Annotated in this window: 10 protein-coding genes; 5 read left to right on the top strand and 5 right to left on the bottom strand. The window is 47.0% G+C overall.

Translation table 11 applies throughout. The features are described from left to right. Positions 1–31: 31 nt before the first annotated feature. Complete coding sequence (locus CSD97_RS09655) at positions 32–4,504, top strand: translocation/assembly module TamB domain-containing protein (RefSeq protein ID WP_098032333.1); 4,473 nt, start codon at positions 32–34, stop codon at positions 4,502–4,504. A gap of 157 nt (positions 4,505–4,661) precedes the next feature. Here CSD97_RS09655 and dnaB read toward each other — a convergent pair whose 3' ends face one another. Next, positions 4,662–6,233 (bottom strand): replicative DNA helicase, encoded by a 1,572-nt coding sequence (gene dnaB / locus CSD97_RS09650; protein WP_022402387.1) that lies wholly within the window; start codon positions 6,231–6,233, stop codon positions 4,662–4,664. A 297-nt stretch (positions 6,234–6,530) separates the two neighbouring features. Between dnaB and ispE the strand changes: the two genes are divergently transcribed. Together ispE and CSD97_RS09640 are read left to right on the top strand one after the other, a co-directional pair. After that, positions 6,531–7,364: a 4-(cytidine 5'-diphospho)-2-C-methyl-D-erythritol kinase gene (gene ispE / locus CSD97_RS09645; RefSeq protein WP_022402386.1), complete on the top strand. Its 834-nt coding sequence runs from the start codon at positions 6,531–6,533 to the stop codon at positions 7,362–7,364. An 83-nt stretch (positions 7,365–7,447) separates the two neighbouring features. Beyond that, complete coding sequence (locus tag CSD97_RS09640; RefSeq protein ID WP_005837209.1) at positions 7,448–7,942, top strand: PepSY-like domain-containing protein; 495 nt, start codon at positions 7,448–7,450, stop codon at positions 7,940–7,942. Between the two features lie 69 nt (positions 7,943–8,011). Here CSD97_RS09640 and purT read toward each other — a convergent pair whose 3' ends face one another. Together purT and CSD97_RS09630 are read right to left on the bottom strand one after the other, a co-directional pair. After that, positions 8,012–9,178: a formate-dependent phosphoribosylglycinamide formyltransferase gene (purT, locus tag CSD97_RS09635; protein WP_057089426.1), complete on the bottom strand. Its 1,167-nt coding sequence runs from the start codon at positions 9,176–9,178 to the stop codon at positions 8,012–8,014. Positions 9,179–9,316: 138 nt separating this feature from the next. After that, positions 9,317–10,834, bottom strand: a complete 1,518-nt coding sequence (locus CSD97_RS09630) for a DUF4301 family protein (protein WP_098032332.1) — start codon at positions 10,832–10,834, stop codon at positions 9,317–9,319. 105 nt (positions 10,835–10,939) lie between these two features. On the opposite strand from CSD97_RS09630, the gene CSD97_RS09625 reads away from it, so the two are divergent. Together CSD97_RS09625 and CSD97_RS09620 are read left to right on the top strand one after the other, a co-directional pair. Continuing rightward, positions 10,940–13,159, top strand: coding sequence for a RelA/SpoT family protein (locus tag CSD97_RS09625; RefSeq protein ID WP_005827714.1), 2,220 nt, complete (start codon positions 10,940–10,942; stop codon positions 13,157–13,159). A gap of 16 nt (positions 13,160–13,175) precedes the next feature. Further along, positions 13,176–13,547, top strand: a complete 372-nt coding sequence (locus CSD97_RS09620) for a diacylglycerol kinase family protein (RefSeq protein WP_005827712.1) — start codon at positions 13,176–13,178, stop codon at positions 13,545–13,547. Here CSD97_RS09620 and CSD97_RS09615 read toward each other — a convergent pair. Then, a complete protein-coding gene (locus CSD97_RS09615) occupies positions 13,523–14,500 on the bottom strand; it encodes an MFS transporter (RefSeq protein WP_034523184.1) in 978 nt (325 codons plus the stop codon). The genes CSD97_RS09620 and CSD97_RS09615 overlap by 25 nt on opposite strands. Continuing rightward, positions 14,481–15,302, bottom strand: coding sequence for a 3-methyl-2-oxobutanoate hydroxymethyltransferase (gene panB / locus CSD97_RS09610; protein WP_034523185.1), 822 nt, complete (start codon positions 15,300–15,302; stop codon positions 14,481–14,483). Before panB ends, CSD97_RS09615 begins: the two co-directional genes overlap by 20 nt. Between the last annotated feature and the right edge of the window lie 44 nt (positions 15,303–15,346).

Genomic DNA, 15,346 nt, shown 5'->3' with positions numbered 1-15,346 from the left:
GTTGCTAAACATTCCATCCGTTCAGCGACAAATGTCTGTATTTGTTGCCAATGAACTGGCTTCCATACTGGACAGCAAGATTTCCATCGGGCGAATAAACATAGGATTGCTGAACCGCATCATCATCGACGATCTGCTCCTGGACGACCAGTCCGGCAAGGAAATGCTGAAGGTGACCCGTCTTTCCGCCAAATTCGATATTCTCCCCCTATTCAGCGGCAAAATATCCATCAGTAACATACAATTGTTCGGCTTTAACATCAATCTGAGCAAGCAGACTCCCAAGGATAAACCTAATTTTCAGTTTGTACTCGACGCATTCGCATCCAAAGATACGGTTCAAAAGAAAAATAACCTGGATCTCCGTATCAATTCCTTACTGATACGCCGCGGAAAGGTTTCATATGATGTGCTGTCCGAGAAAGAGACTCCGGGAAAGTTCAATCCACAGCATCTCCGCTTGCGTAACATTATTGCAAACATCTCCCTAAAAGCATTGCAAAATGATTCTATCAATGCTGCCATCAAGCGTCTGAGCATCGAAGAAGAACATTCCGGATTTGAATTGAAGAAACTAAGCCTAAAGGTTATCGGCAATGACCAACGGATGAAAATCGAAAATTTCGCCATCGACCTCCCCAACACCTCTTTGGCAATGGATACTATACACATGGATTATGACAGTCTGGGGGCGTTTGACAATCTTGCCCAAGATGTCCGTTTCTCATTCCATTTGCTGCCCTCTCAAATCGCCTTGCAGGATTTATCGGCTTTTGTTCCGGCTTTTGGTTCCTTCAAGGAAAAATTGCAAGTAGAGGTACAGACAGACGGCACCATCAATCAACTGAATTGCCCGCACCTTTCCGTCTCTGTCGGAAATCATTTTTATCTGAGGGGAGACGTATCTCTACAAGACCTTTCCCATCCGGAAAATGCTTATATATTCGGTAATTTGTCCAATTTGTACGCAGACCCGGAAGGAATTGCCTTCTTTGTCCGGAATTTCAGCAAGAACTATAATGGAGTACCTCCCGTCCTGCAACACTTAGGAACGGTTTCCTTCCGTGGAGAAGTCTCGGGCTACTTCACAGACCTCGTAACTTACGGACAAGTACGCACTGACATCGGAACCATCCAAACTGACGTAAAACTAAGTTCTAACAAAGATAAAGGTTATTTTGCCTATTCCGGTGCAGTGAAAACCAAAGAGTTTGAGCTGGGCAAGATGCTGGGTAACAAAAAACTGGGTAAAGTAACTTTCAATCTGGATGTCAACAGCAGCCATTACGAAAACCAATACCCGTCCGTACTGCTGAAAGGGCTGGTTGCCTCCATTGATTACAGCGACTACAATTACGAAAATATCACCCTAGATGGAGAATACAAGCAGGGAGGCTTCACGGGAAAAATCGCCTTGGATGACACCAATGGTTCTGTTATTTTGAACGGTACCATCAATACCGCCAGTCGGGTACCGACTTTCAACTTTCAGGCAAGCATCGACAAATTTCGTCCTCATGCCCTACATCTGACACCCAACTATGAAGATACGGAAATATCAGTCAAAGTCAAGGCGGACTTCACCGGCGGTTCCATTGACGAGATGAACGGTGAAATCAACATTGACAGCTTATCGTTCGCAGCTCCGGAAACACAATACTTCCTGGACAACCTGAAGATATCCGCCATAAGAGAAAGCGAAAACCAGAAACGGCTGACCATCCAATCCAACTTTCTCCAAGGTAGCATAGAAGGCGATTATTCTTATCGTACCCTGCCTGCCAGTGTACTGAATATCATGCGTCGTTATATCCCCGCCTTGATTCTGCCAGACAAGAAACCCATAGAGACGGAGAACAATTTCCATTTCGACATGCACATTTACAATACGGAACTGCTCTCCACCGTCTTTCAGATTCCGGTAAAAGTATATACCCATTCCACCATTAAAGGATACTTCAATGACAAGGCACAGCGGCTCCGTGTAGAAGGCTATTTTCCCCGTCTCCGCTATGAAAACAAATTCATCGAATCCGGAATGTTCCTTTGCGAGAATCCCGGTGACCAGTTCCATACACGCCTACGCTTCAGCAACCGCAAATCAAGCGGCGCTGTCAATATAGCTTTAGAAGCGCAAGCCCAGAACAACAGCATACAGACCACGCTGAACTGGGGTAACAGCAGCACTGTAACCTACAGCGGGAAACTCGCCGCCGTCGCCCACTTCATCCGTGAACAGAAAGAAGCGAATGAAAACAAGAGGAAACTTCCCCCCTTAAAAACCGTCATTGATGTCCAGCCCACCAACGTGATACTGAACGATACGCTATGGGATATACATCCCTCCCAAGTGGTACTCGACTCCGGCAAAGTGTATGTCAATGATTTCTACTTCAGCCATAAAGACCGGCACTTGCGTATCAATGGTATCGTTTCACCACAACCCGAAGATACAGTACGTCTGGATTTGAAGGAAATCAACATCGGTTATGTGTTCGACATTGCAGACCTCGGAGTCAATTTCAAAGGAGAAGCCACCGGTCCGGCTTTCGCCAGCGGAGTACTGGAAAAACCCGTCATGAGCACCGATTTGTTTATCCGCAACCTCGGATTGAACGAAGGCTTGCTGGGGGACGCCAACATACACGGAGAATGGCATCACGATGTGAAGGGCATCTATCTGGATGCCCATATCCAGGAGAAAGATATCGCCAAAAGCCATGTGTATGGCTATGTCTATCCCTTGAAGCCCACCAGTTCATTGGATCTCCAAATTGAAGCGGGCGGTACCAACTTGAAGTTTATACATCATTATATGAGCAGCATCACGCCCGAATTCAACGGACGTGCCACCGGCCATGTACATTTCTATGGCAAATTCAAGGCTCTCACCATGGAAGGGCGTGTATTCGGCGATGCTTCCATGAAGGTAGACGTGCTCAACACCACTTTCTCCGTCAAAGACAGCATCTACATCGAGCCCGGCGGGTTGACCTTCCGCAACAACCGCATTTTCGACACGCAAGGGCATCAAGGCAGCATGAGCGGCTATCTGCACTATCAGCATTTCAAGAACCTGGAGTACCGTTTCAATTTCAATGTCAACGACATGCTGGTGATGAATACCAAAGAATCACCGGACTATCCCTTCTACGGCACCGTCTACGGTACGGGAAATGCCACTATTGCCGGTAATGCCCAAGATGGCGTTAACATTGACGTTGCAATGACTACCAATCGCAACACCACCTTTACCTATATAAAGGATAACGTATCTACAGCAGTCAGCAACCAGTTCATCAAGTTTGTGGACAAAACGCCACGCCGTGCCGTACAAGACTCTGTCCGCCTTTCCGACTACGAGATTGCCCAAAAGGAAATCGAGGAAGAGAAAGAGAGCGACACTGACATCCGGTTGAATCTCTTGGTAGACGCCACTCCCGACGCTACCATGAAGATTATCATGGACCCTATCGCTGGCGACTATATCAGTGGACGGGGAACCGGAAATATCCGTACTGAGTTCTTCAATAAAGGAGATGTAAAGATGTTCGGCAGTTACCGGATAAGCCAGGGAGTCTATAAATTCAGTCTGCAAGAGGTTATCCGAAAGGACTTTATTATCAGGGATGGGAGTACCATTACATTCAACGGTTCGCCGCTGGATGCCACTCTGGACATAAAAGCAGGCTATACGGTCAACTCAGCATCCTTAAATGACCTAATGCCCAACGAGGCAACCTCCGGCTACATCAGCCAGACAAATGTAAAAGTGAACTGTATGATGGACCTTACCGGACAATTGACTTCACCCGATGTAAAATTCGACATCGAGCTGCCCAACGAACGCGATGAAGTGCAGGCCATTGTCCGTAACTATATTCCTACCGACGAGCAAATGAACATGCAGATACTCTATCTGTTGGCTATCGGCAAGTTCTATACCCCGGAAAACTTAGGAGCCACCCAGAATTCGAATATGATGTCCAGTGTTGTTTCATCCACCCTTTCCGGACAGTTGAATAACGCTTTATCGAACATTCTCGATGTCAATAACTGGAACTTCGGCACCAATTTCAGTACCGGTGAAAGAGGCTGGACAGACATGGAGTTCGAGACTATGCTTTCAGGACAATTATTGAATAACCGACTACTTATCAATGGTAATTTTGGTTATCGTGATAATCCGATGGCAAATACCAATTTTGTGGGAGACTTTGAAGCGGAATGGCTCGTCAACCGTTCCGGAGACATCCGCCTGAAAGCGTACAACGAAACGAACGACCGCTACTACACCCGGACAAATCTGACAACACAAGGTATTGGCATTATCTTCAAAAAGGATTTCAACAAATGGAGTGAGCTCCTTTTCTGGAACAGATGGAAACTCAAGCGGCTGAGAAAGGAACAAGAAATAAAGCAAGATACCCTATCCACTGATAAAATAAACACAGAACAGCAGATGCCCGAGGCACAATCAAAACGGAAAAGGGAGCAAAAGTAAGATTGACGTTCTTACTGTCCACATTGAAGGTTTTAGAATAAGCAAATAGGCCCGAATACAGCATTTTAAATGGCTACACCCTTTGTACCTAAAGGTGTAGCCATCACTCTACGATAGTATAGGCATTCAAGGCAAAGGGTGTAGCCATAAAAATACATCAGAAAGGCAATGGCCCGTCCGCCCCCACACCTCCAAACGGGTTGTCCGTCTGTGGCGGAAAATCAGCAGCCGATGGAGGTGGCGGTGTTGCCGTACTTCCGATAGGCGCATTCATACGTGAACCAAATGTAGCTCCTCCACCCTCCGTCGGAGGTGGAATAACCATATCATCCTCGGGATTCTGGAAACGGGTGTACTGTCCGATAAACCTCAGACGCACATCCCCCACGGCACCGTTACGGTGCTTTGCTATGATGATTTCCGCCATACCGCGCAAGTCACTGCCATCGGCAGAAGTATAAATCTTGTAATATTCGGGACGGTGGATGAAGCAAACCATATCGGCATCCTGCTCGATGGCACCGGATTCACGAAGGTCACTCAACTGGGGACGCTTGCCTTCCTCGCCTTCACGGTTCTCCACACCACGGTTCAACTGCGACAGAGCGATGATAGGAATGTTCAGCTCCTTGGCCAAACCTTTCAATGAGCGCGAAATGGTACTAACTTCTTCCTGACGGCTACCGAAAGACATTCCGCTTGCATTCATCAGCTGAAGGTAGTCGATGATGATAATCTTTACTCCGTGCTCACGTACCAAACGCCGTGCCTTCGTACGGAGTTCGAATACCGACAAAGAAGGCGTATCGTCCACATAAAGCGGAGCATCCAGCAAGTCACGCAGTTTGTAATCCAACTGCTGCCATTCATAGTCCGCCAACTGACCACTCTTGATTTTCTCACTCGGAATCTCGCACACGTTGGATATCAAACGGTTCACCAGCTGCACGTTACTCATTTCAAGCGAGAACAGCGCTACGGGATTGCGGAAATTCACGGCAATGTTTTTCGCCATGGAAAGTACGAACGCCGTTTTACCCATGGCAGGACGGGCTGCAATAATGATGAGGTCGGACTTCTGCCATCCGGAAGTCATCTTGTCCAGCTTGGTATACCCACTTTCCAAGCCACTCAAACCATCGGTACGGGCAGCAGCTTTCTGAATCAAATCATAGGCTTCGGCAATGACAGGATTAATTTGTGTATAATCCTTCTTCATGTTCTGCTGGGAAATCTCGAACAGTTTTCCTTCGGCCTCCTGCATCAAATCGTCCACATCCAGCGTCTCGTCGAAAGCCTTGCTCTGGATATTACTGGTAAAAGTAATCAATTCACGTGCCAAAGCTTTCTGCGCAATGATACGTGCATGATATTCGATGTGTGCAGAAGATGCCACCTTACTGCTAAGTTGGGTAATATAGAACGGGCCGCCCACTTCCTCCAATTCTCCCCGCTTTGAAAGCTGCTCCTTCACGGTGAGGATATCGACCGGCTTCTGATTCACGGCCAAATCGGTAATAGCGGAATATATCAGCTGATGTCTATGCTCATAGAATGACTCCGGACGAAGAATTTCACTTACCAGCGAATAAGCGTCCTTCTCAATCATCAAGGCTCCCAAGACTGCTTCTTCCAGCTCCGGCGCTTGCGGCTGGATACGTCCGTAGTCTGTTACGGGCTGTGGTGCCTTTCCTTTCGGAGTACGGGATGTTCTTCTTTGTTCTGCCACTTTAAGAATTAAAAATTGAAAATTAAAAATTAAATGAATTTCCCTTTTAGAAAGGGAAAGCAAAGATAGTGCAAACCGAATACATAACTTTCATGCTTGCATGAAAAAGTTATGTTGAGGTGCAGCCTATCTTCGCTCGTATGGCAAAGATAAGCGAATTTATTTATGAGCAGTAAATAAATCATTGTTAAGTTTTCAATCTACTATGAACAGAAATCACTAACTTTGTCTTCGGAAGCTGCACTCCAATAGCTTCTCCTTTTAATTTTAAATTATTAATTCTTAATTTTCAACGCCATGCTGACTTTTCCAAATGCCAAAATAAACCTGGGACTGAATATCACAGAAAAGCGTCCGGACGGATACCATAATCTGGAAACCATTTTCTATCCGGTTCCCATAGAAGATGCTTTGGAAATAAATATCTTGAACGAAGGAAACGGAAAGTTCCGTCTGCATCAAGCAGGTCTGGAAATTGAGGGAGAAGCAGAGAGTAACCTGGTAGTGAAAGCCTACAAGTTACTGGATGACCGGTTCAACCTTCCTCCGGTAGATATTCATCTCTTCAAGCATATTCCCTCGGGAGCCGGACTGGGTGGCGGTTCGGCCGATGCAGCCTTCATGCTGAAGCTTCTGAATAATAAGTTTGAACTCGGACTGCCGGATGACACTCTGGAAGAGTATGCCGCCAAGCTGGGTGCCGATTGTGCCTTCTTCATCAAAAACCGTCCGACTTACGCAGAAGGTATCGGAAACATATTTTCTCCCCTTCCCCTCTCACTGAAAGGATATCGGATATGGTTGGTGAAGCCGGACATTTTCGTCTCTACACGGGATGCCTTTGCAAAAATAAAACCGCATCATCCGGAAATGTCCCTGAAAGAAATTGCCCAACTTCCCGTAGAAGAATGGAACGGACGAATGGTCAATGACTTTGAAGAAAGCGTATTCCCCCAATTCCCGGCTATTGGAGAAATCAAGGAAGAGATGTACCGGCAAGGAGCTGTATATGCCTCCATGAGTGGTTCGGGGTCATCTGTTTACGGATTATTCAAGGAAGATGCCGTATTACCGGAAGTGGATTTCGGAGAAAAAGCTTTTGTATACAAAGGCCAGTTCACTGATATTTAAAAATGCATCAACCAATATACTGATTTCCGGAAACAAAAACACAACAAGGTTGTTCTTACAGAAAACTCAAAACAACCTTGATTATGAAAAAATTAAAATTCGGTATTCTGGCAGGACTACTTATCTTGTTGTCAGTGTCCGCCTTTGCGGAAGGGCGTCTTCCTGCAAATATACAAACAGCTTTTCTAAAGCTCTATCCTCAAGCAACGGATGTGGAATGGGAGCAAATGGCCGGTTGCTACGTGGCAGAATTTATTGCAGATGGTCAGGAAATTGATGTCTGGTTCAATAAACAAGCGGAGTGGGTTATGACTGAAACGGATGTAGAGTCACTGGAAAAAGTGCCGGCTCCCGTGGCAGAAGCATTCATGAGCAGTACAATGACCGGCATGAGATTAAGGGATATAAGAATCATCACCTTTCCCAAACATCCCACAGTGATAATAATTGAGGTGGAACAATACAATTCCGATGAAGAATTCCAACTGTTCTATGCTCCGGATGGAAAACTATTACAAAGCCTCGATGTAACAGAACTTGGAGGAGAGATTTATCCCGGACTCTTTTTCAATGATTAATACTGACGATTGGTGATTTGTTGATGGTATCCATTCATCAACAAATCACCAATCATTCATCACTAATCATTAATATACCTCTACCCTATCAGCAATACGCTTCGCTTTGTCGCGCAGCGTGTCAAGATCACTGTCAAGAGGTGCATAACACAGCACTACACCCATACGGCGGTTTACGCGGGTAGTAGGCTTACCAAAAATACGCAGATAAGTATCCTCTTCTTTCGTAACCTCTTCCATGCCACGATAATTGGGACGTTCCTGACTGGCTATCGGAGAAAGGATGACAGCACTGGCTCCTATACGCTCCTGCTTGATGCCAGGGATAGGCAGACCAAGCACCGCACGACAGTGCAATTCAAACTCATTCAGATTCTGGGTTCCGGCCAGGGTTACCATACCCGTATCGTGCGGACGTGGAGAGAGTTCGGAGAAATAGACACCGTTCTCATGGCTGAGAAAGAATTCCACTCCCCACAATCCGGCACCGGTCAAGGCACGGGTCACTTTCTCTGCCATATCCTGCGCCTCCCTTAGATGGGCAGGGTCAATATGGGCAGGCTGGAAGCTTTCACGATAGTCCCCACCCTTCTGTACATGGCCGATAGGCGGGCAGAACAAGGTCGGACCATTCTTCTGCGTTACGGTGAGCAGTGTTATCTCACTGTCGAACTTGATGAACTCTTCAATGATAAGTTCTTTGATGTCTCCACGGCTACCATTACAGCCATACTCCCAAGCATGCTCCAATTCGTCGGCACTCTTTACGAGAGACTGGCCTTTGCCGGAAGAGGACATCAGCGGTTTCACCACGCATGGGAAACCTATCTTTTCAGCTGCAATTTTCAGTTCATCCAGAGATTTGGCATAAAAATATTTAGCTGTTTTCAGTCCCAACTCTTTAGCTGCAAGGTCGCGTATAGCCTTACGGTTCATAGTAAAGTTCACAGCGCGTGCACTGGGCACCACTTGAATGCCTTCTTTCTCGAAATCGTACAGACGTTCTGTACGGATAGCCTCAATTTCCGGAACAATAATATCCGGCTGGTGTTTGCGTACTACACGTTCCAAAGCATCTCCATCGAGCATGCTGAATACCTCACATTCATCTGCCACTTGCATGGCAGGCGCTCCGGCATACGAGTCGCAAGCAATGATATACTGGCCCTTACGTTGGGCGGAAATAACAAACTCCTTGCCCAACTCACCGGAACCTAACAATAAAATCTTTTTCATCAATTCTTTTATTTACAATTTTATATATTTACGATTTGACGACGTACGATGTACGATTAGAGTTACTTTAGACAATAAACCGCCACAAGCCAAAGCAATCCCAATCGTACATCGTAAATCGTCTAATAGTAAATCCTCTTATTGGTGTTGTTCTCTCAACAAATCATTCACCGTCTTTACCGGATTGAATGTAGTCAGAGGCACTTCTACAAATACAGTATTCCAATCACTCATGGCGCCGTTCCACAAACCGGGAAGTTCAAGCGCCTTCAGGTCCTTGCCGTTCTTGGACTTATAGGAGATGAACCCCGTGGCTTTATCCACATACTTCACAAGATTGAACTTATGTCCTTTATAGTCACGTACAGCGCAAACCAAATCCACCGGATTGAAATGGGTACCCTTTTCAAACATTTCCTTCTTTTCCGGATCGTCCATATCAATCTGCGAACTTTCCAGAATCTGCAGAGAGATAGTGCCGTCACTGTTGTATGCCAAGAACGGACCTCCACCTGGTTCGCCTACGTTCTTCACCATACCGCAGACGCGCATCGGACGGTTCAGTTTTTCTTTCAGGTATATCACCAGTTCGGCATCTTCCAGATTCTTCGTCTCCGGGTTCTTGCAATAGAGTTGCTTCTGCAGGAATTGCAGGATTTCAAGAATTTGTTCGTGTGTATATTTCCCGCTTTCAAGCAACTGCAAATAGGCAAATACCTTCTGCTGCAAAGCTACCAGTACACCGGCAATCAGCTTTTTATATAATACGGTGTCACCCTTCAGTTTGTCGGGTACCACATTGTCGATATTCTTTATGAAGATAATATCCGCATCAAGGTCGTTCAAGTTTTCAATTAATGCACCATGACCGCCCGGACGGAACAAAAGTTTGCCATTGTCACGGAACGGTTTGTTTTCCATATCGGCGGCAATGGTATCGGTGCTCGGCTTCTGTTCCGAAAAAGAGATGTTATAATCCACCCCATACTTCTTTGCATAAGCGGCAGCCTTTTCGTCTACCAAAGCCTTGAACAAGGCACGATGTTCGGGCGAAACCGTGAAATGCACATTCACCTTACCGTTCTTATTGGCAGCATACAATGCTCCTTCTACCAAGTGCTCTTCCAGCGGCGTGCGGCTACCGTCTTCATACTTATGGAACTTAAGCAATCCTTTGGGCAGAGCACCATAGTTCAGTCCGGCCCCTTCGAGTAAGGCAGCAACAACCGCCTTGTAGTTTCCAGCGGCAACCAAAGTCGGTATATCCTTTCCGGCAGTCCTCTGGCAAGCGGTATTCAAGTCATCATAGAAGGCAAACTTCTCTATTTTCTCAAAGAAAGTCTTTTCAAAGTTTGTCTGGGGAGTGTCATAGTCTGCCCCGAGAAATTCAAACAAGTTCTTGAACATACGGCTGGCAGCACCCGAAGCAGGCACAAACTTCACCACCACTTTATCGGTTTGTGTATATGCCTCCCAGGCATCCAGGTATTTCTTCTGTTCATCCGTATTCGGAGCCAGTATACCCTTTTCTACAGAAGCGGCGGCAGACAGCTTCAAGTATGGAAAACCTTTTTCGAAACAAGCCAACTGTTCGGCTATTTGTTCTTCGGAGATGCCTTTATTTTCGAGCAACTCTTTGTCTTGCGGTGTTATCATAATATCTTGTTTTATTAATTCATGCCCAAAAATACAAAAAAAGCAGAACTGCCGTCAAGAAAATGAAGAAAAAACTTACCTTTGAAGCATAAAATACGGACGATTATGGAAACTGATGAATTTTTCACTATCAAAGAGAAAGATTTACTCTTCTCGCTCTACCGCAAACTGTTGCAACTTTCCGGAGAAACCCTCCAGAAGGGGGACTGCAAAAAGCTGAAAACACATCTTGTCAATACTATACAGAACAACCGTATCCAGCGTGATATATTCGGTTTGAATCCCGTCATCAAAGATATGCAGACGGCTGTCATTGTAGCGGAAGAAATCGGAATGAAGCGTGCTTCTATCCTGGGGCTCATGCTGCACGACTCCGTGCGCTGCGGCACTTGCACCGCTCTGGAAGTGGAGCAAATCTATGGCGAGGATGTGGCAGGCATCATCCGGGGATTGATACGTGTAAACGAACTTTATTCCAAAAGCCCTACCATCGAGTCCGAGAATTTCCGCAACTTGTTGCTGACTTTCGCCGAAGACATGCGTGTCATTCTCATCATGATTGCCGACCGCGTAAACATCATGCGGCAGATAAAGGATTGCAAGAACGATGAAGCCCGTCGGCAGGTAGCCAACGAAGCGGCTTATCTCTATGCGCCCCTTGCCCATAAGCTGGGTCTGTACAAATTGAAGTCGGAACTGGAAGACCTCTCATTGAAATATACAGAAAAGGAAGTTTACTACCATATCAAGGAAAAACTGAATGAGACCAAGGCATCGCGTGACAAGTACATTGCCGCCTTCATTGCACCGGTACAGAAGAAGCTCGAAGAAGCCGGACTGAAGTTCCATATCAAAGGACGCACCAAGTCCATCCACTCCATCTACCAGAAAATGAAGAAGCAGAAATGCCCCTTCGAAGGCGTGTATGACCTGTTCGCCATCCGCGTCATCCTGGACTCTTGCCTGGAAAAGGAGAAACTGGAATGTTGGCAGGCCTACTCCATCGTAACAGATATGTACCAGCCTAACCCGAAAAGGCTACGCGACTGGCTGTCCGTACCTAAAAGCAACGGATATGAATCACTGCACATCACCGTGATGGGCCCCGAAGGCAAATGGGTGGAAGTACAAATACGTACCGAACGCATGGATGATATTGCCGAACGAGGCCTGGCCGCCCATTGGCGATACAAAGGAGTGAAAGGTGAATCTGGTCTTGACGAATGGCTGACTTCCGTACGCGAAGCCTTAGAGAGCTCGGACAGCAACGGACTGGAAACGATGGACCAGTTCAAACTGGATTTGTACGAAGACGAGGTATTTGTATTTACCCCCAAAGGTGATTTGTTCAAACTTGCCAAAGGCTCCACCGTGCTCGATTTTGCGTTCCACATCCATAGCAAACTGGGCTGCAAATGTATCGGTGCAAAAGTGAACGGCAAGAATGTACAGCTGAAGCAAATGCTGCATAGCGGTGACCAGGTGGAGATAATGACATCGAATACGCAGACGCCCAAGCAGGACTGGCTGAACATCGTAACCACCTCCAAGGCACGCACCAAAATACGCCAGGCATTGAAGGAAATGGCTGCACGCCAGCACGCCTTCGCTAAGGAAACCCTGGAACGCAAGTTCAAGAACCGGAAGATAGAGTATGATGAAGGAACCATGATGCGCCTCATCAAGCGCCTCGGTTTCAAGATAGTGACCGACTTCTATCAAGCCATAGCCGATGAAGAACTGGATGTCAACGAGATTATAGACAAATACCAGGAACAGCAAAGACGGGAAAATGATACGCGCGACGATATTGTCTACCGCAGTGCTGAAGGCTATAACCTTCAACAAGGCATACCGGAAGAGATAGGTACCAAAGAAGATGTACTGGTCATTGATCAAAATCTGAAAGGATTGGATTTCAAGTTGGCACGCTGCTGCAATCCCATCTATGGAGATGATGTATTCGGCTTTGTCAGTGTGACGGGAGGTATCAAGATACACCGTTGCGATTGTCCCAATGCCAGTGATTTGCACTCACGTTTCGGCTACCGTATCGTGAAGGCACGCTGGGCCGGAAAGTCACAAGGTACACAGTACCCCATCACCCTGCGCGTAGTGGGACACGATGACATCGGCATCGTGACCAACATCACTTCCATCATTTCCAAAGAAACGGGTATTACTTTGAGAAGCATCGGCATTGACTCGCATGACGGGCTGTTCTCCGGAACACTGACCATCATGGTGAGCGATACGGGACATCTGGAAGCACTTGTCAAGAAACTGAGAACAGTAAAGGGAGTGAAACAGGTTTCAAGGAATTAAGCAACAACTATAATCCATGAAGTACGACTTTAAAAAGCAGTTGCGCAGTTTCGGATATGCCTGGAAAGGTATCCGGTGTTGCATAGGAAAAGAACAGAACCTGAGCTTCCATCTGATAGCTACGGCTGTGGTAGTCATTGCAGGATTCGTTTTAGGCATTACCCGCATGGAGTGGATGATAATCATTCTCTGCATCGGAGTGGTGATAGCAGCCGAACTGTTCAATACCGCCATTGAGAAGCTGGTCGACCTGGTGTCTCCCCAACAGCATCCCGTGGCAGGGCAAGTAAAAGACATAGCCGCCGGAGCAGTACTGGTATGTGCTGCAACGGCGGCCATTATAGGATTGATTGTATTTATCCCTTACCTCACCCGCTTCTTCTTATAATAAGGATAGGTCAGCAGTACAAAGAAAAATACGGCAAGCATAGCAGCAACAGACGCCACATGGTATATCTGCGCTTTGTCCATCAGGTGGCAAGCCACAGTCATGCCCACCAGCAGCCCTGCCTCCATAGACAAATGACAAGTGGTGTTTGCCGTTCCACGCTGGCAATGGTGCGACAGCTTGACGAACATCTTCATGAACGGGACTGTAATGAACACCAATACAGCCAATGCCGCCAATGACCAGTAATCGCCCACAAACATCAGTGGCAGCAACGCTCCCGGTACAAAAGCAATCAACAGCATATTGATGGCAGGTACCCATGCACGCGGCAATAAGAAGCGGTCCATATTGCACAACGACACGCCTATCGGAGCACGGAAAGCCACATATACCCTCGATGCGAAAAATATGCTAGCCAGTCCGGCCGCTACGGACAGATAGGTCACCATACGGAAACCATACATCTTATACATTCCAATGCCCAACACAACACCCACCAGCATGCCCAAGCGTGCAGCCCATGCATATACCATGTTTCCTGCGCTGCGGCGCGCGGAAGTCGTTATGTCGATGGCCACCGTAATGCCCGCTGTGGTTGCCAGCCCGAAACATGCTCCCTGCACAGCGGCAAGCAGCAGAAATTTCGTATAACCATCCACAAAGGCATATCCCAGAACAGCCGCCAGCATAATGAGTGCGGAGTAAAGGAGCACGTGTTTCCTTTTATATTCATCGACCAGATAGGCATGGAAAGGACCGACAGCAAACATGGCCACCACAAAGACCAGAAACATGCTGCCCGCCTGCCCGACGGAAACACCCAACTGCTCTCCCATCACAAAAGGAAGCAAAGGGAAAAGCATATAGACGGATATGAACAGCAACAGATTTGCCGTACACATCCGCCAAAAATTGAGTGTCATGAGTTTGTTAGTACTGTTCTTTCTCATTCGGGAAATCTAAATTCTTCACATCGGATACATAACGGCTGATGGCATCCGTCATCACTGTATGCAGGTCGGCATAGCGACGCAGGAAACGGGGACGAAAACCGTTATTCATACCCAGCATATCCTGAACCACCAACACCTGGCCGTCCACATCGCCACCGGCACCGATGCCTATAACGGGTATAGTCAGCTCGCTTGCCACGCGGGCAGCCAATGCGGCAGGAATCTTCTCCAATACCAGTCCGAAGCATCCGGCTTCTTCCAGCAAATGCGCATCGCGTACCAGTTTCTCGGCTTCGGCATCATCCTTGGCACGGACCGTATATGTTCCATACTTGTTGATGGATTGGGGCATCAGTCCGAGATGTCCCATGATGGGAATACCGGCGCTGAGGATACGCTTCACCGTACCGATGATTTCCTCGCCTCCCTCCAGTTTGAGGGCGTCGGCATGGCTTTCTTTCATAATACGGATAGCGGAAGCCAATCCCTCCAGTTCGTTGCCCTGATAAGAGCCGAAAGGCATGTCGACAATGACCATGGCACGCTTCACACCGCGAACCACGGATTTGCCATGATAAATCATCTGGTCGAGCGTGATGGGAAGCGTGGTGACATTGCCTGCCATTACATTGGAAGCGGAATCTCCCACCAGAATCACGTCTACCCCGGCACCGTCCACAATCTGCGCCATAGTATAGTCGTATGATGTCAACATTGATATTTTTTCGCCTCTCTGTTTCATTTCGATAAGGCGATGTGTAGTCACTTTACGAGTGTCGTCTGAAATATAACCCATGATAGTATTTACAATTTGGCAATTTACAATTTACAATTACTCAATTT

It is taken from the genome of Bacteroides sp. AR29 (assembly GCF_900217715.1).
In the GTDB taxonomy this organism is placed as follows: Bacteria; Bacteroidota; Bacteroidia; order Bacteroidales; family Bacteroidaceae; genus Bacteroides; species Bacteroides uniformis.
This window is presented reverse-complemented; position numbering and strand designations above follow the sequence as displayed.